The organism is Bifidobacterium myosotis (assembly GCF_002259745.1).
Classification (GTDB): Bacteria; Actinomycetota; Actinomycetes; order Actinomycetales; family Bifidobacteriaceae; genus Bifidobacterium; species Bifidobacterium myosotis.
In genome coordinates this window covers 1-17,554 of sequence record NZ_MWWW01000032.1, presented here as the reverse complement: position 1 = coordinate 17,554, position 17,554 = coordinate 1, and the positions used below count along the sequence as shown (strand labels likewise).

Genomic DNA, 17,554 nt, shown 5'->3' with positions numbered 1-17,554 from the left:
TTTCTTTCTCCATTCCCGGCTCATTCCACGCTCTTCAACGCGCCGAGCATGTCCACGTCCTTGAGACGGCGGTACACCACCCAGCCGAGCATGGCGAGCACCGCGACCACCACGGCAAGCGGCACGGCGAACGCAGGCCAGGCGAGGCCCGGGTCGAACATGACCTCGTCCGGCGGCACCTCGGTGATGATGTATCGGTGCAGGCCGGCGCCGAACACGTATCCGGCCAGCACTCCGAACGCGGACAGGACGATCGTTTCGCGATAGATGTACATGGTCGTTTCCCCAGTGTGGAAGCCGAGCACCTTGATGGTGGACAGTTCGCGAATGCGTTCGGACACGTTGAGGTTGGTGAGGTTGTAGAGGATCACCACCGCGAGCAGCACGGCCACTAGGATGAGCACCTCCATGATCTGGTCGAGCGAGTCGACGATCGTGGCCACTTGGTTCTTCATGGTGATGTTCTGCACCACGCCCCTGACCCCGTCCACGGCCATGAGGTCCGCTCCCTGCCTGTTGGCGTTGTCCACGGATGAGTCCTTGAGGCGGACCATGTAGGCGTTGGACTGGTAGTCGGCATCGAACGCACGACCGTAGCCGCCGGAGGACATGAACATGAAGTGTCCGATGTACATTTCGGTCACGCCGTCCACGCGCACCTTGCGCTCCACGCCGTCGGGATCCGTCACGGAGATGGTGTCCCCGGCCTTGGCATCGAGCATGTTCGCCATGCGTTCCGAGATGATCGCACCTCGGTCGGTCAGGACCTGCGGGCCGCGCGAGACGCGGTCGCGCAGGGTGATGTAGTCTCCGAAGTTGTAGGCGTCGTCGGTGACGATGAGCGTGATTGTCTGCTTGTCGCCCTGCTTGCCGGCGGTGGTGGTGAGTTCCTCGTAGCGGATCGGTGCGGATTGGTCGATCGCCCCGTTCCCGTCGTCCCCATCCGCCGGGGCAACGGCCTTGGAGACGGCGTCGCGCTGGTCGGCGTTGTTGTCCGATTTCTCCGCCACGATCAGGTCGTAATGGATGATGTCGCCGAACTGGCGCTCGCCGATCTGGCCGATCGACGCCTGTACGCCCAGCCCCGCGGTGAGCAGCGACACCGCGCCGGCCACGCCGAAGATGGTCATGAAACCGCGAGACTTGTAACGAAACAGGTTGCGGGCCGTGACCTTACGGGTGAAGCTCAGGCGATCCCACACGGGCGTGATCCGCTCAAGGAAAATCTTCGAGCCCTTGGCGGGCGGTTTGGGCAGGAGCAGCGCGGCGGGCTTCTCCTTAAGCTCGTGGGACGCGGCGATCCACGCGGGGGCCACGGCGCTTGCCCATGCGAGCAGGAACGCAGCGACGGTCACGCCCAGGTGGAAGTGCAGCTCGATGCGCGGCATGGTGAATCCGGAATCGTAAGCATGGTAGACGATAAGCGGCAGAATGGTGTGCCCGGCCGCCACGCCCAAGACCGTACCGACCGTGGAGGCGGAGAAGCCGTAGACGAGGAATTTCTTCATGATGTCCGCGTTCCCATATCCCAACGCCTTAAGGGTCCCGGAATTGGTGCGCTCCTCGTCCACCATGCGACCCATGGTGGTGAACGTGACCAGCGCGGCTACGAAGTACAGGAAGATCGGGAAGATGCGCGCGAGTTTCATGACGATGTCCGCGATGATCTCGTACACGCGGTATCCCTCGGAGGTGAGTCCCTCACGCCGTCCGTCGATCGAGTACGCGGGCACTTCGAGGGTGTCCACCTTTTCGCTCGCCAGTTTGATCTGATGTTCCGCGTCGGCGATCTGCTTCTCGGCCTCGGGCTTGGCATCGTTGAATTCCTTGAGCTTCTGGTCGTATTCGTCCTCGGCCTTCTCGAGATCACGCTGGCCTTGGATCATCTGTGAGGCACCGTCGGACGCCGATCCGGATGCGGCCGTGGAGACGGCGTGCCCGAGTTCGGTCTGCTTGGATGCAAGCAGTTTTTGGGCTTCCGCGATCGCGGCCGCGTTCTTTTGGTACTCCTCGGATCCCTGATTGAGCTTGGCGGCCCCTTCGTTGAACTGTTCAAGGCCGCTATGGTATTGGTTCAGCATGGCGTTGTACGTGTCCGCGGCTGTGTTCCAGTCGGCGAGCGCCCAATCGTATCGCGCCTTGAGGCTTTGGTATGCCTTGCCGGTTATCCCGGTTTTCTCCCATGCAGCAAGCAGACGACCGGTGGCGTCGAGCGCGATCCTGGAAGCGTCGAGCGCCGCGCGGGCTGCGGTAAGCTGCATGCCGGCCTGGTTGAGCTGCAGCCAGGCGAGTTCGAGACTGCCCTGGCTCTGATTGAGTTGCTGGGCGGCGGCGGCCAGCTGGGTTTGGGCGGCGGAGAGCGTGGAGTTGGCGGAAGCGATCTGCGCGGTGGCGCCGGCGAGTTCGGCGGCCGCGGAGGATGCCTGGTCGACGGCGTCAAGCTGCCCCTGGGTAATCTGGTCCTTGCCGGATTCGATCTGCGCCTTGGCGTCGTCAAGCTGGGCTTGGGCGTCCGCGAGCTGCTGTTTGGCGTCGTCCACCTGCTCCTGCGCCTTGGCGATCTGCTCGCGGCGTTCGGAACGGATGGAGTCGCGGCGGGCGGAGGGCTGGTTGGCGAGCCGCCGGGAGAGGATGGTTTTGTGGTCCTGCACGCGGTCGCGGTAGGCGTCATCCCAGTAGTTCAGTCCGGCTGTGTCCTCGAAAGTGACGCGGCCGATCATCGCCACGGATGAGTCGAACGTGCCCGTGGTGACCACGGCGTATCCGTCGAGTTCGCCGGATCCTGCGGTGGACTGTCCCATGTTGAGATTGGAGACGGTATCGCTGGCCTCCACGAAGCCGACCACGGTGAAGTCGGTCCGTCTCAACACGGTGTCGCCGGCGATGTCCGGCAGTTCGGTCACGCGGATGGAGCTGCCCACGGCGAACCGATCACGCTCCCCCGAGTCAAGCGCGATCTCCCCGGCCGCTTGCGGTAGTCGGCCCTCCACGACCGCATAGGTGGAAACGGTTTCGGGCAGCGAGTGGACGCGCAGGCTGTGGTCACTGTCCGCGATCGTCACATCCTTGAAGTAGCCGAATTCGGCGTCCTTCACGCCGGCTGTTCCACGAATGATCGCCTCGTCGTCGGCGGTTAGGCCGTAGTCGCTGATCACGGTCACATCCGCAAGATTGTGCTCGTCGTAGAACGCGCGGCCTGTGGCCCGCATGTCGGGCGCGGTGGCGAACAGACCCACGAGGGCGAACGATCCTAGGGCCATGAGGCTCACAATGGAGGCGAACCTCCCCTTGGATTTGGCGAGGGTGGCACGGATGTCGCGCCGCAGCATGCGTTTGCGAGGTCTGCGAAGCCTGCGAGACGTCATAGCGCTCACCATTCCAAGTCCTCGATGTCCATGGGGTGCTCGTTGACCTCGATGGATTTAACTCGCGCGTCATGCATGTGGATCACGCGATCGGCGATGGGCGCGATGGCGGAGTTGTGGGTGACGATCACCACGGTGGCACCCTTGACGCGGCTCTGGTCCTGCAGGATGCGCAGCACCTGCTTGCCGGTGTTGTAGTCGAGCGCACCGGTCGGCTCGTCGCACAGGAGAATCTTGGGGTTCTTGGCCACAGCGCGGGCGATGGCGACGCGCTGCTGCTCACCGCCGGAGAGCTGCGCCGGGAAGTTGTCGATGCGGTCCTTCAGCCCCACATCCACGAGCGCCTGAACCGGATCCTGCGCATCGCGCACGATTTCGGAAGCGAGTTCGACGTTCTCCTTCGCGGTGAGATTCGAGACGAGGTTGTAGAACTGGAATACGAACCCGATGTCGGTGCGGCGGTAGTCGGTCAACTGACGTGCGGTGTAGTTCGAGATGTCCTTGCCGTCGATAATCACCTGTCCCTCGCTGTTGGTGTCCATGCCGCCCAAAATGTTGAGTACGGTAGATTTCCCTGCGCCGGACGAACCGAGGATGATTGCCAGTTCACCTTTCTCGATGCTGAAGTTCACGTCGTTGTTGGCGACGATAGTGGCGTCGCCCATATGGTAACGCTTGAAACTATGCATCATTTCAATGTAGGCCATCGATACCACCTTCCTTTGAATAAACAACATGTTGATTTATTGCCATGATGATAAGGACGGCACAAAAGCCATGTCAACGAACGATTTCTGCCATTCTGTTCAAATTGAACAGTCTTATAAAATCCGTTCATTATGGCATTAATGAACAACATGTTGATAGAATCTGTTGTAGATTGCTATGATTCAGCAATAGCCGATCACACAATTCAACTCATACTTGAGGAGAAGCCCATGGCATCCGCAACCGGCAAACGCAATACGAAAACCGAAGCCAAAATCAAGTCCGCATTCACCACGCTGGTTAAGTCGAAAGGCTTCGAAGCGATGACCGTCAGCGATATCGCTCGAACCGCAGACATCAATCGCGGCACGTTCTATATGCATTATGTCGACAAGTTCAACCTGCGCCAACAACTCATCAACGACACCATTGACGATTTGACGCGCATTCTCGTCGAACGCGTCAATCCAACCGAACCGACGATCAGTCAAGCCGGCAAATCAGTCGTTGACGTATTTCAATCTCAATCCATCGCCAAAGCACTGCAATATGTGAAAAACAACTATGCATTCTTCGACGCGATATCACAATCCGGCAACGATATGTCTCTTTACGAGCGCTTCAAGGACGTACTCAAGCGACTCATCATCACGCAAGCGAAACACCGAGACGCCGAACCACAAACCATCTACAACGGCATTCCGGCCGACTATGCGATGGAAATTCTCGTCTCCGCCGTCGCCTCTATCGTCTGGCTGTGGATTCGACGAGGATGCAAAGAATCCCCTGAGGAAATATGTCTCATTATCGAGCGCAACAAAACCACCGCACCGGCGGACATTCTGTGGTGACTGCACTCGCGCCCAGGTCTGGCACATCGCGCTGTCATGGTGGCGCCATGTGGGACCCCGCTCACCGTGACCCATGGCTCGTATTCTTCGACGGATTCAACTGCGTGCGCTCGGAAGCGCGCAGTCGCGGACGACCCTGCACCACCTCGATCTGAGCGGGCGGCGGCTCCTGGCCGTTGCGCTGCGCCTCGATCTGCCCATACAGCATGCGGAAGGCCCGCTCCCCCATCTCATGGAAATTCTGGGTGTAGCTGGTGAGCGCCGGTTCCCACATGGCATCGAAGCGCATATCGTCGAACCCCACCACACTCACGTCATCCGGGACGCGCCGTCCCGCCTCGCGCAGCCCCTTCATCACTGCAATGGCGATCTCGTCGGTGGCGGCGAATATGGCGGTCACGTCCTTGCGTGCACCGAGCGTCCGCCCGAGCGCGACGGCCGCGCCGAGGTCGCCGAAGGGCACCAGAATCGGCTCCGAAGCCTCGACTCCGCGCTCGGCAAGCGCATCACGCCAGCCGTTCGAGCGTGAGTTATCGCCGGTTTCACGGTCCCACGCGACATGGAAAATCTGCTCATGCCCCAGATCCAGCAGGTGCATCGTCATCCAGCGTCCGCCGTCGCGTTCGGCGTTGATCACCTGATAGTCGCCGTCGCCGAAACCGCCTCCCACCACGACGGTCGGCACGTCCTTCGGCAGCCGCTTCAGCGCCTCGACACCGGCCCAGCCATACTCGTAGACGATGACGCCCGCCGGCCGCACGGACAGCCCCATACGCACGCGCGCCTCGACCGACCCCATGTCCGACTCGTCCAACGAAACAATGTTGAGCAGGAACCCACGTTTGCGCGCCGCCGCTTCCACGCCATGGTTCGTGGCGGACGTGGAAAAGTCATCCGGATTGGCGGCGAACACCACCACCGAGTCCATCTCACGGTTGGACAGTGCGCGTGCCGCCACACTCGGCTCATATCCGAGTTCCTTGATGGCCTCGGCGATGCGGCGCCGTTTGTCTTCGGTGACGTTGACCGTGCCGTTGAGATACCTCGAAACCGTCGGAGCGGAGACCCCGGCCAGACGTGCCACGTCCTTGATCACCGGCCGCGTGCGCCCCGCGTTCCTCGCCATGTCGACTCCCCCGTTTCCGTCGTACCGCATCCGCTCGTGTGGTCCGATTCCACAATAGCGTCCCCGGCATATCCCCAATAATCCGGCTCGCAATTATCTGCATGATTGGCCCGCTGATTGAGGGGGCTGTCAGCGACAGCTGACTGGGCATCCGCAGACGATAACATCGAACCGGTTCGACGACGGTAATCACAAGAATGGCGAAATATGGCGCGAAACGCCGATGACCATGTGGTAACTTGCCGACGCGCGCAAGACGCGCTATTCTGAAACCGGTTTCAGAAAGAATGAAACCGAAACAACAACTCAAAGCCACCCGGCTTTGACCAACGAAAGGAATGATTATGTCGTTCAAGGATTCCATGATTCGCGGTCTGGCGATGTACGGTGTGAGCTCCATGGCCCAGGCTGGTATGACCAACGCCAAGGTGATGCGCGACATCATCAACGACGTCGAGAAGAACGCCCGCTGAGCCCAGCCCCTAGCGGGCGCACGGGTCCGTCATCATCCGATGGACTCCCCGACCTATACGGTCATGACAGTGATAATTCGATAATTCAACCATCGGCGGGAAGCCGGTATAACTGAATATCGGACAATGGCGTCCTCTTTATTTCTTAGCATTTCTTCGCGTTGAGATACCAGTAGCCCAACGCCACAAACAACGATCCGCCAAGGATGTTGCCCAACGTGGCCGCGGACAAGTTGTACACGATGGCACCTACGCTCAACGCGCCCGCATCCGCCACGCCAGCACCGAATCCGAGCAGCTTCGCCGCCAGCCCCATCGGCAGGAAGAACATATTGGCCACGCAGTGTTCGAACCCCATCGCGACGAATCCCGCGATGGGCAGCAGGATGCCCAGCACCTTATCGGACACCGAGCGCGCGGCGAATCCGATGCGCACCGCCAAGCAGACCAGCACATTGCACAGGATGCCGCGCGCGAACAGGGTCCACCAGTCGGGCGTGACCTTCGCCACGGCCGTGGACACCGCAAGGTCCCCCACCGCGCCATCGGTAAGGCCCATGGTCCCGGCCGCCGTGACCAGCAGCACCAGCAACAGGGCGCCCTCAACCCGGCTACAGCACTTCCCGCAACGCCTCAAGGAACGCCTTAGCGGCGGGAGGCAGCGGCTGGTTGTTCTTCCATGCGATCGCCAGATGCGTGGAGACCGCAGGCTCGAAGGGACGGAAGCACAGGCCGCTCTCCGGCGATGCATCGACCATCCCCTGCGGGCCGACGGCGCACGCGAACCCCTCCCTCACGAAGCAGCTGGCGTTGTACATGAGGTTCGTCGTGGCGACGACCCGGAGGCGATTCCCATACCGACCCAGCCAACCCGACAGGTCCCCACGGCCCAACACGCCGCGAGGCACGATCAGCGGCACGCCGTCGAGGTCCTTAGACGTGACATGCGGCGCCGCGGCAAGCGGATGGTCGCGGAGCATAAGCAACCCCATGGGGTCGCCGCCCGGCAACGGGAGCGAACCATACCGACCCATGTCCACCGGCTGTACGAGCACGCCGAAATCAGCCAGCCCGTTGTCGAGCCGTTCCATGATGTTGGCGCCGAAATCATCATGCAGCTGCACCATGATGTTCGGGTATCGTCCTCGCAGACGAACCGCCGCCCGCGCGACCACGCGCATCACCACGCTCTGGGCCGCGGCGATATGCACCTCACCGGCGATGTCACGCCCATCGTTCATCTCCGAACGAGCGCGGTCGGCCAGTTCCACGATCTCCCTGGCCCGCCGGTACATCAGACGGCCCTCCCCCGTCAGCTCGATCTCACGCGCGCGATTGCCGCGGACGAAAAGCCTCACTCCCAGCTCGCTCTCCAGGCCGCCGATCTGCCGGGACAACGCAGGCTGGCTGATGCGCAAGACGTCGGCGGCCGCAGTCACGCCGCCCTCCTCGACCACCGCGATGAAATTGCGCAGCACCTTCAGCTCCATATGCCCTTTCCTTCCCGGCCTGGCGAGGATACCCGCACCACCTTCAAAATACATGCTCTTTGTGCATATATATCAATCATATAGCGTCATTTGTAATGCAGAAACGGGACTCATACCATTGCCTTCAGCGGCATCCAACGGGAGCCGAAACACCCCGAAGGAACGCAGCCAAGCCACCGCACGCAGTCGCCTCGCACCAACATGCGAGCGCCATGAACGCGCACCATGAAAGGACCGCATATGACAGCATCCCATTCCACCCACGACATCATGATCCTGGTTGGCGCCGGGCAGATCGGCATGGCCATCGCCCGTCGCATGGGCCACGGCATGACCATCCTCGTGGCGGACAAGAATCCCGACCATGCCGCCGATATCGCACAGACCATGACGAACGCCGGCTTCGACGCCCGCCCCGAAACCGTGGATCTCGCCTCGCGCGAGTCCATCACCGGGCTCATCGGCAAGGCGACCTCCCTCGGCGACGTCACCATGCTGGTCAACGCGGCCGGCGTCTCCCCCAGCCAGGCATCCATCGAGACGATTCTCAACGTGGACCTGTACGGCACGGCCGTGCTGCTCGAGGAAGTGGGCGAGATCATCGCCCCCGGAGGCGTGGGCGTGACGATCTCCAGCCAGTCCGGCCACCGCATGAAGCAACTCACCGCCGAGGAGGACCGTCTGCTCGCCACCACGCCCACCGAGGAGCTGCTCGGACTCGACATGCTGCAGCCCGGCAACATCGCGGACACGCTGCACGCCTACCAGATGGCCAAGCGCTGTAACGAAAAGCGCGTGATGGCCCAAGCCGTGGTATGGGGCGAACGCGGGGCGCGACTCAACTCGATCTCCCCCGGCATCGTCGTCACGCCGCTGGCCATCGACGAGTTCAACGGACCGCGCGGCGACTTCTACAAGAACATGTTCGCCAAGTGCCCGGCAGGACGCCCCGGCACCGCCGACGAGATCGCCAACGTGGCCGAGCTGCTCATGAGCGAGCGCGGCGCGTTCATCACCGGCACCGACGTGCTCGTGGACGGCGGCGCCACCGCCAGCTACTTCTACGGCCCGCTCCAGCCCACCGCGTGATAGCCCCTACAACAGACGATATAGCGGCCCTCAGCGCTCCTCCTCCGGGTAGGTCATATTCCACTGGCCGCGGCGAATCTCGGTCATCATGGACATCACGTCGCGCGTGTAGTCCAAATGCATGACCGACGGGTCGCCGGCGATGGCCGTCTCCATGTCCGCCACCTCGTAGGCGAGTGCATCGGTGGTGCTACCGGCCTCGATGGTCTCGGTGCGGCCGTCGTCCACCCATGTGATGGTGGCTCGTTCGCCGCGCGGGTAGTCGGTGACCTGCACATAGGCCTTGTCGAACACGGCGAGCCCTCGCTTGGGTTGCTTGGCGTGCAGCGACAGCGTGACCGTGGCCATCTGGCCGTCCGGATTGGTCAAGAGGATGCCGGACTGCTCGTCCACGCCGGTGGGCGCGTACTTGACCTGCGAAAGGATTTGATCGGGCTTGGAGCTCATGAACCAGCGCACGAAGGAGAGCGCGTACACGCCGATGTCGAGCATGGCGCCGCCCGCGAGGTTGCGGTTGAAGAAGCGGTTGGCCATGTCGTACTCCTTGTAGGAGCCGAAGTTCACCTGCAGGAGCTTCAGTTCGCCGAGCGCGCCGGAACCGATGAGTTCGTCAAGCTTCTTATAGATCGGCATGTGATAGAGAGTCATGGCTTCGGCGAGCACCACATGATTGGCCTCGGCGAGCGCAATCGCCTCGTCCAATTCGTCCGAATTGAGTGTGATGGATTTTTCGCACAGCACATGCTTGCCGGCGGCGAGCGCCTTGCGCAGGAATCCGATGTGTGTGTTGTGCGGTGTGGAGATGTAGATCACGTCCACCTGCGAATCGTCGAACACGTCGTTGAGGTCGTCGTAGACCTTGCCGATGCCGTACCGTTCGGCGAATGCGACCGCCTTGTCGTGCGTGCGGTTGGCCACCGCGTACAGTTTGCGGCCGCGGCTTTCCAACGCCTGCTCGAGCTGGTTGGCGATGACGCCGGTTCCCAATGTCGCCCAGTTGAGTCCGCGCATATCCGTCTCCATGATCGGCTCCTTTCCGTTGACGGTCCGTGTCCGGTTCTGATCATCCGTTACGTTGTCCAACAATGATTCTGCCATATGCGCCGGCGGCACTCGGCGATGGCAGGTTATCTGGTGTCCCATATCAGAAGTTCGTCTATGTCATTCTCGATTCCCCTCGTTTGGGGAGCCAAAATATAGACACTAGACGCCAATAAGGTCAAAGAACCGCTCGATGACGGCGTCGTTGAGCAGGCGGCCCTCGCGGGTGGGGATGATGCGGGCGTCATCGGCAGCGTCAGCCGAATCACTGGGACCAGCGGCATCGAAACCGTTGGCTTCACCGGACTCAGGGACATCACCTGAATCAATAGTGATCAGCCCTTCGTTGATCAACGGCCGCAACTGGTCCACGGTGATGGGACGTAACGAAGGCGACGGCTCTCCCGCTGGTTTCGCGGCGTTGATATCCGCGATTTCGCGGTTGATGCGGCCGAGGTCGAGGCCGTCATGGATACGCAGGCCCAGCATGATGAGCTCCTCGAGGTTCTCGGCCGGGGTGATCGTCTCGCTGCCGCCCCATGGCACACAACCCTCGTTGAGCGCGGTCCCCCACATGCGCGGATGCGCGATGTCCCAGGCACGCAGACCGTGACGGTCGAGCCCTGCGCCCACGCGGTCAGGGGATTCCGCTGTCGTCGGGATGCGAAGACGATCCGATGCGACGGAGATGGAATTGGACACCGCGTTGTAGTGCGAATGCGCGCCGGGTCCGAGTCCGGCCCAATCAACGTTGCGCCAGTAGCCCAGGTTATGCCGGCTCTCATAACCCGGACGGGCCCAGTTCGAGACCTCGTACCAGGTGAGACCGGCGGCGGCGAACAGATCGTCGGCGATTTCGTACTTGGCGGCCTCGTCGTCGTCATCGGGCTTGGGCAGCGTACCGACGGCGATCTGACGGCCCATCTTGGTGGTGGGTTCAACCGTGAGCGCGTATGCGGAGATGTGGTTCACGCCAAGGTCGATGGCGGTTTCGACCGAGGTGCGCCAATCGTCGAGGCTCTCCCCCGGCGCGCCGTAGATGAGGTCCACGCTGGAGCGCAGCCCGAACCTGTTCGCGGCGCGCACGCCGGCCTCCACGTTGGCGGGCGTGTGCGTGCGGTCGAGGGTCCTGAGCACATGCGGCACGGCGGATTGCATGCCGAAGGAGACGCGCGTGAAGCCACCCTCGGCGAGCTTGCCGATGTAGTACTCGTTGACGGTGTCCGGATTGGCTTCGGTGGTGATTTCGGCATCGGGCTCGAGACCCCAGATGCGCCGGATCGCACCGAGCATGGCCACCAGGTCGTCCGCCGAGAGGATGGTTGGCGTGCCGCCGCCGAAGAACACGGTGGAAGCCGGCGGCTCCTCGATGCCGTGGTCGAGCTGCCACTGCCGGGTCAGTTCCATCTCGCGGATGACCATGTTGGCGTAGTTGCCGCGCGAGGCGCCGGCGCCCATGTCCACAGCCGTATAGGTATTGAAATCGCAATACCCACAACGACGCAGACAGAACGGCACGTGGATATAGACCTCGAACATCAGCCTTCGGTCTTCTGCGCGGCGCGGATCTTGTCCTTGGTGTCGCGGTCGTTGGAATCATCGCCGGTGGACAGGGCGGCGATGAACGCCTCCTGCGGCACCTCCACATGGCCGAGCATCTTCATGCGCTTCTTGCCGGCCTTCTGCTTCTCGAGCAGCTTGCGCTTACGGGTGATGTCGCCGCCGTAGCACTTGGCGAGCACGTCCTTGCGCAGGGCGCGGATGTTCTCGCGTGCGATGATGCGCGAGCCGATCGCGGCCTGAATCGGAATCTCGAACTGCTGGCGGGGAATGAGCTCGCGCAGCTTCTTGGTCATCATCACACCGTAGGAATACGCCTTGTCGCGATGCACGATGGCGCTGAAGGCGTCCACCTTCTCCCCCTGGATGAGGATGTCCACCTTGACCAGATCGGCGGACTGCTCACCGTCCTCGTGGTAGTCGAGCGAGGCGTAGCCCTTGGTGCGGGACTTGAGCTGGTCGAAGAAGTCGAACACGATCTCGGACAGCGGGATACGGTAGTGCATCTCCACACGGTCGGTGGAGATGTACTCCATGGTGCCCATCTGGCCGCGGTGGTCCTGGCACAGGTCCATGACCGAGCCGATGAACTCCTTGGGCGTGATGATGTCCGCGGCCACCATCGGCTCCACGATCTTCTTGATCTTGCCGTCCGGGAACTCGCTCGGGTTGGTCACATGGTGCTGGCTGCCGTCCTCGGCGGTCACGTCGTAGGTGACGTTCGGGGCGGTCTGGATGAGGTCCAGGCCGAACTCGCGCGACAGTCGCTCGTTGACGATCTCCATGTGCAGCAGTCCCAGGAAGCCGCAGCGGAAGCCGAAGCCCAGCGCCACGGACGTCTCCGGCGTGTAGATGAGCGCGGCGTCGTTGAGCTTCAACTTGTCGAGCGCGTCACGCAGTTCGGGGAACTGGGCGTTGTCGATCGGGAACAGGCCGGCGTACACCATCGGCTTGGGGTCGCGATAGCCGGGCAGCGGTTCGGTGGCGGGGCGGACGGCCGAGGTCAGCGTGTCGCCCACCTTCGACTGGCTCACGTCCTTCGCGCCGGTGATGATGTAGCCGACCTCGCCGGCGCCGAGCGCCTTGGTGGCGGTCATGTCGGTGCTGATCACGCCGATCTCGATGGGGTCGTGGCTCATGCCGATGCCCATCATGTGGACCTTCTCGCGGGCGTGCAGTTCGCCGTCCTCCATGCGGATGTACGTGACGATGCCACGGTAGGAGTCGTAGACGGAGTCGAAGATGAGTGCGCGGGCGGGCGCGACCGGATCGCCGTGCGGCGCGGGCACCTCGAGCACGATGCGGTCGAGCAGCTCCGCCACGCCTTCGCCGGTCTTGCCGGAGACGCGCAGCACGTCGCCCGGCTCGCATCCGATCAGTCCGGCGATCTCCTCGGCGTGCTTGTCCGGCTCGGCGCTCGGCAGATCGATCTTGTTGAGCACCGGGATGATGGTCAGGTCGTGGTCGATGGCCATGTACAGGTTGGACAGCGTCTGGGCCTCGATGCCCTGCGTGGCGTCCACGAGCAGCACCGCGCCCTCACAGGCGGCCAGCGCGCGCGAGACCTCGTAGGTGAAATCCACATGGCCGGGGGTGTCGATCATGCCAAGCGTGTATTCGGTGCCGTCGAACGTCCATGGCACGCGCACGGCCTGCGACTTGATGGTGATGCCGCGCTCCTGCTCGATGTCCATGCGGTCGAGGAACCGGTCACGCATCTCGCGCTCGGGTACGATGCCACTCAACTGCAGGATGCGGTCGGCCACGGTGGACTTGCCGTGATCGATATGCGCGATGATGCAGAAGTTGCGGATCAGCGACTGATCGGTGGAACCCGGCTGATTGTGTTGAACGACCAACGACATTCCTCCTCTTGGAATTACTCAAACTCGTCCTATTCTAGCCGAGGGACTGTATGCGGCGTGGCTCGGTGCGGGTTTTTCCGGGGCCGGTGCTATACTCACACTTTTGTATGTCCTTGTAATACACATCGTTTGGAGTAAACGTGGCAAACATTAAGTCGCAGAAGAAGCGCGTGCTCACCAATGAGAAGGCGCACCTTCGCAACGTGGCTGTGAAGTCCGGCCTGAAGACCGCCATCCGCGCCACCCGCGAAGCCATCGCCGCCGGTGACAAGGCTGCCGCCGAGGCCGCCTACAAGGTCGCCGCCCGCAAGCTGGACAAGGCTGCCGGCGCCGGCGTGATTCACAAGAACCAGGCCGCCAACCGCAAGTCCGGTCTGGCCGTCGCGATCAACGCTCTGTGAGCATCATCGCGTAAGCGCTGACCTGACGTCACACGACCGTCAAGGTTTCAGAAATCCCGCAAGCCGTTTGGTTTGCGGGATTTTTGTTATGGTGCTTGCGTTTGGCTTGTCATGTTGCCATGTGCCATGTGGCATGTACCATGTTTCGGCGTGATGCTCCGGGATGCCAAGTCGGATGAGGCCCCGGGATTCCCGGGCGATGTTTCGGTGCAACCGATGCACCCGATGCAACTGATGGAACTGATGCAACCGATGCGCCCGCACAAATCGTCAGTCCCCCTGCTACCATGGCGCGCGACACCGGCATCATGGGTCGAACCACTGTGGGACCGCCGCCGACGCGCTGCGTCATCGACGGCGGCGACCATGCCCCTCGACGGCTTCGTCATCCTCGTTGCCGTCATCCTCATCCTCCCCCACATGCGGGTGGATGACCGGACGGCGCAGGTACCGCCTCTCCCCCGCAAGATAGACATGGTGACGCTGCATGGCACCGGGCATGGTGACGTTGAATCCGACCGACAGCAGACGGATGGCCACCACGATGATGACGATGAGCACATCCAAGATCATTTCCGAACGCATGTCGAACCACCCGTAACGTACCCCGCGCCATACGAGCACGGTCAGGATGCAGCCGATGAACGAGGGCACGGCGTACAGATGCTTGTCGCGGATAATCATCGGGACGTCGCCGATGAAGATGTCTCGGATGAGTCCACCGGCCAGGGCGGTGAACATGCCGAGGAAGACGGCCGTCATGCCCGACATGCCGAACGACAAGGCCTTCGCCGTGCCGTTGACGGCGAACAGGCCCAGACCAAGCGCGTCGATGATGGTCATCGTCCATTTGAGCTTCGCGATCTCCGGATGCGCGACCACCACGACCACTCCGGAGAACAATGTGGTGAGCACATAGCCTTTGTCGGTGATGCCGACCGGGGGCAACGCGCCGAGCATCACGTCGCGGAACAGACCGCCGCCCAACGCGGTCAACCAGCCGCACAGCATGATCGAGAAGATGTCGTAGCCCTTGCGGATGGCGGAGAGTCCGCCTGACAGGCCCCAACACAGGATGGCGAGGTATTCGATGCCCACGAACACCACATTGTTCTCCAACGCCACCTGCTGCATGAGTTCACACTCCTCCCGCATCGCTTCGGTTCGGTTTGTTCCGGTTCGTGCCGGTTCGGCCGTGTTCGCCTTCGCTCGCTTTGCTCGGCACTAACGCCGTACCCGAGCCTACCCCAACCTCACCTGATTGAGCACCGCGACACCACGCCGGGTAGCGCTGGGTTGCGCTGAATAGCGCCAGGAGCTATGCAGGGCGCGTCCCAGAGTAACCAAGCCGACCGGATGCTCGGTATCATCAGCCTGTCAATCCATGGCCGGATGCCTGTGGCCGGATAACGACTCCGCCGCCTGTCAACGCCACCGCCATTACGCGCATTGCTGCAGACGAAGGTACAGGCCATGCCGGCGTTTCTCATCATGCACGGCTATGGGATTCGATATCAGCGACGCGCGATTCGACATCACGTAGACGATTGCGCAGCGCGGCTTCGATATCGATTCCGTCGATTCGAGCTTTGCGCACGATGTCGAGAATCGCATTCGCGTATGCATCAGCCTTCTCGCGCTCAGAAGTCACATCGCCATTCAGCGCGGATTGTTCCGCTTCCTGGAATCGCCCTGCCGCATGTCGTTCGTCATCGTGTTGGCCCTTGCTCAAGGGCGTCTCATCGAAGGCCTTGAACAGTTCATCGGCATTGGGCGACTTGGAGATGCGGGAGACGACTTTGGCCGCACGGGGCAACGCACCTTGCGATTGGGAGATGCCCTCCAGGACGGAAGTACGATGCTTTTCCTGCTGTTTCATCTTTTCCCATAGCGCCAGAACGGCTTCCGGGGATTCCTGTTGCAGGGATGCGTTCCCGTCTTTGGCATTGTCGCCGCCATCGGCCGAGTCGGCAGTATTGGTGGTATCAGTGGTGTCAGCGGCATCGGGGGCTGAATCGGGGTCAGTCTCGGCATCGGCCGCGAAGACATGCGGATGACGGGTGATGAGTTTGTTCACCAGACGGTCGGCGACCTCGTCGATATCAAAGGGGTCCTCGGCATCCGACTCGCAGACCCGTGCTTGGAACACGGACTGCAGCAACACATCACCCAACTCTTCGCGCATATTGGCACGGTCATGAGTCTCAACCGCATCGACATACTCATACGTCTCCTCAAGCAGATTCTTAAGCAACGACTCGTTCGTCTGCTTGCCGTCCCACGGGCAACCGCCCGGTGAATACAGCACATCCACCACGGCTTTGACCCGGTCCAGCGCAGTCGCCGCCTCCGTCACCGGCTTCAATTTCGAGCAATGCTCGAATCCGTCCGGCAAACGGTATTGTGTACGGCATTGCGGATCGCGGTTTGCCTGCATTGCGCCAACGCCGGAATCGTTCATCATCAGACCTCATCTCATTCAGCGAAGATTGTTCTCTCCTTACCATCTATAGCGTAATCAGGTGGGTCCATGTCCGAGCCCGGGGAAATAGCTTTGTGCCTTGCGCTTTGGCGGGAGGCGGCCGGTAGCTTCAATCAGGTGATTTCATCCGCGAGGGGCGAGAGGGATTCGTGTAATAGTGCCCCCAGTGTGATTAGCGTGCCCCCGCAGCCCAAAATCACATGAAAATCGCCTGCGGGGGCACACCCCCATTCTGACCGAAATTGCGCCATTCAACGACAATGGCGGAATCATGCGGTTTTCAATCCAGAACCGTGTGCCCCCGTAGCCGAAAAACACCTATATGACAGCTGCGGGGGCACAGGCCGTGCCCCCGCAAGCAAAATCATGGCAAGAATCACCTGCGGGGGCACAATTCCGTGCCACGCAAACCCAAAAACAGTGCAATACACGCTGCGGGGGCACAGTTTCAGGGCTCATGTAATGACAGATGACCGCCTCGCCCGTCAACTGGCCTTAATTTAAGGCGCTATTGCTGTTTTCGTGGGTGGTTGTTTGCCGGTGAGGCGTTGAACCGGTAAGAGAAGAGCGCTTTTTGGTTAGGATGTTCATCGACCAAGAAAAACACAACCGAAAAGCGCCTGATGAACAGCATATTCAAACAGCTCCTCAACGTCAAAGGCATGGTCGTCGAGAACGTCTGCATCGTCGATGGTCCCATGCGCCCCGAACCCGTGCTCGAGGTGCGGGTGCGTCCGCGTGCGGGCATGCTCAGGTGCTCGAGGTGCGGGCGGAAGCGTCGTGGCTATGACCGTGGCGGCGGCGTGCGCCGATGGCGCCATCAGGATTTCGGATGCTGGCGGGTCGAACTGGTCGCCATGATGCCCAGGGTGGACTGCCCGAAGTGCGGCGTGGTGGTCGCGTCCGTGCCGTGGGCGGAGCCGGGAAGCCGGTTCACGCGGGACTTCGAGGCGGAGTGCGCGTGGCTGATGACCGTCGCCAACCAGAAGACCGTGAGCGGGTTCCTGCACGTGGCGTGGAGGACCGCCGGCCAGATCGCCCGCAGGGTCGCCGGCCGGCTCAGGGCGTCGGCGCCCTCGCCGTTCGACGGTCTCACGTCGATC

At 61.8% G+C, this 17,554-nt stretch carries 15 protein-coding genes; 5 read left to right on the top strand and 10 right to left on the bottom strand.

What is annotated here, in order from left to right; all coding sequences use genetic code 11:
• Nucleotides 1-20: 20 nt before the first annotated feature.
• Together BMYO_RS12365 and BMYO_RS10885 are read right to left on the bottom strand one after the other, a co-directional pair.
• Nucleotides 21-3,365, bottom strand: a complete 3,345-nt coding sequence (locus BMYO_RS12365) for an ABC transporter permease (protein ID WP_094668482.1) — start codon at nucleotides 3,363-3,365, stop codon at nucleotides 21-23.
• 5 nt (nucleotides 3,366-3,370) lie between these two features.
• Entirely contained in the window at nucleotides 3,371-4,072 is a 702-nt protein-coding gene (locus BMYO_RS10885; protein ID WP_094668481.1) for an ABC transporter ATP-binding protein, read from the bottom strand.
• 231 nt (nucleotides 4,073-4,303) lie between these two features.
• Here BMYO_RS10885 and BMYO_RS10880 point away from each other — a divergent pair, with 231 nt between their 5' ends.
• A complete protein-coding gene (locus BMYO_RS10880; RefSeq protein ID WP_094668480.1) occupies nucleotides 4,304-4,924 on the top strand; it encodes a TetR/AcrR family transcriptional regulator in 621 nt (206 codons plus the stop codon).
• A gap of 61 nt (nucleotides 4,925-4,985) precedes the next feature.
• On the opposite strand, the gene BMYO_RS10875 is transcribed toward BMYO_RS10880, so the two are convergent.
• Nucleotides 4,986-6,050, bottom strand: coding sequence for a LacI family DNA-binding transcriptional regulator (locus tag BMYO_RS10875; protein ID WP_094668479.1), 1,065 nt, complete (start codon nucleotides 6,048-6,050; stop codon nucleotides 4,986-4,988).
• Between the two features lie 344 nt (nucleotides 6,051-6,394).
• Here BMYO_RS10875 and BMYO_RS12360 point away from each other — a divergent pair, with 344 nt between their 5' ends.
• Nucleotides 6,395-6,523, top strand: coding sequence for a hypothetical protein (locus BMYO_RS12360; RefSeq protein WP_258186142.1), 129 nt, complete (start codon nucleotides 6,395-6,397; stop codon nucleotides 6,521-6,523).
• Nucleotides 6,524-6,668: 145 nt separating this feature from the next.
• Here BMYO_RS12360 and BMYO_RS10870 read toward each other — a convergent pair whose 3' ends face one another.
• Together BMYO_RS10870 and BMYO_RS10865 are read right to left on the bottom strand one after the other, a co-directional pair.
• A complete protein-coding gene (locus tag BMYO_RS10870) occupies nucleotides 6,669-7,160 on the bottom strand; it encodes a formate/nitrite transporter family protein (protein WP_211276859.1) in 492 nt (163 codons plus the stop codon).
• Nucleotides 7,135-8,013, bottom strand: coding sequence for a LysR family transcriptional regulator (locus tag BMYO_RS10865; RefSeq protein ID WP_094668478.1), 879 nt, complete (start codon nucleotides 8,011-8,013; stop codon nucleotides 7,135-7,137). The genes BMYO_RS10870 and BMYO_RS10865 overlap by 26 nt, the downstream gene beginning before the upstream one ends.
• Nucleotides 8,014-8,253: 240 nt before the next feature.
• Between BMYO_RS10865 and BMYO_RS10860 the strand changes: the two genes are divergently transcribed.
• Nucleotides 8,254-9,102, top strand: a complete 849-nt coding sequence (locus BMYO_RS10860; protein WP_094668477.1) for an SDR family oxidoreductase — start codon at nucleotides 8,254-8,256, stop codon at nucleotides 9,100-9,102.
• A 30-nt stretch (nucleotides 9,103-9,132) separates the two neighbouring features.
• On the opposite strand, the gene BMYO_RS10855 is transcribed toward BMYO_RS10860, so the two are convergent.
• The 3 genes from BMYO_RS10855 to lepA form a co-directional block, all read right to left on the bottom strand.
• Complete coding sequence (locus tag BMYO_RS10855; protein WP_094668476.1) at nucleotides 9,133-10,125, bottom strand: Gfo/Idh/MocA family protein; 993 nt, start codon at nucleotides 10,123-10,125, stop codon at nucleotides 9,133-9,135.
• 180 nt (nucleotides 10,126-10,305) lie between these two features.
• On the bottom strand, nucleotides 10,306-11,682 hold the full coding sequence (hemW, locus tag BMYO_RS10850) for a radical SAM family heme chaperone HemW (RefSeq protein ID WP_094668475.1): 1,377 nt from the start codon (nucleotides 11,680-11,682) through the stop codon (nucleotides 10,306-10,308).
• Nucleotides 11,682-13,568, bottom strand: coding sequence for a translation elongation factor 4 (lepA, locus tag BMYO_RS10845; protein WP_169834142.1), 1,887 nt, complete (start codon nucleotides 13,566-13,568; stop codon nucleotides 11,682-11,684). The genes hemW and lepA overlap by 1 nt, the downstream gene beginning before the upstream one ends.
• 140 nt (nucleotides 13,569-13,708) lie before the next feature.
• Between lepA and rpsT the strand changes: the two genes are divergently transcribed.
• Nucleotides 13,709-13,969: a 30S ribosomal protein S20 gene (gene rpsT / locus BMYO_RS10840; RefSeq protein ID WP_094668474.1), complete on the top strand. Its 261-nt coding sequence runs from the start codon at nucleotides 13,709-13,711 to the stop codon at nucleotides 13,967-13,969.
• A 348-nt stretch (nucleotides 13,970-14,317) separates the two neighbouring features.
• Here the strand turns inward: rpsT and BMYO_RS10835 are convergent, their stop codons facing one another.
• Together BMYO_RS10835 and BMYO_RS10830 are read right to left on the bottom strand one after the other, a co-directional pair.
• Nucleotides 14,318-15,103, bottom strand: coding sequence for a trimeric intracellular cation channel family protein (locus tag BMYO_RS10835; RefSeq protein ID WP_094668473.1), 786 nt, complete (start codon nucleotides 15,101-15,103; stop codon nucleotides 14,318-14,320).
• 355 nt (nucleotides 15,104-15,458) lie between these two features.
• Nucleotides 15,459-16,430 carry a MazG nucleotide pyrophosphohydrolase domain-containing protein gene (locus tag BMYO_RS10830; protein ID WP_233428269.1) on the bottom strand — a complete coding sequence of 324 codons (972 nt, stop codon included), beginning with the start codon at nucleotides 16,428-16,430 and terminating at the stop codon, nucleotides 15,459-15,461.
• Nucleotides 16,431-17,074: 644 nt separating this feature from the next.
• Here BMYO_RS10830 and BMYO_RS12255 point away from each other — a divergent pair.
• Nucleotides 17,075-17,554, top strand: a 480-nt coding sequence (locus BMYO_RS12255; RefSeq protein WP_143249180.1) for a helix-turn-helix domain-containing protein, incomplete at its 3' end; no start/stop codon positions are given.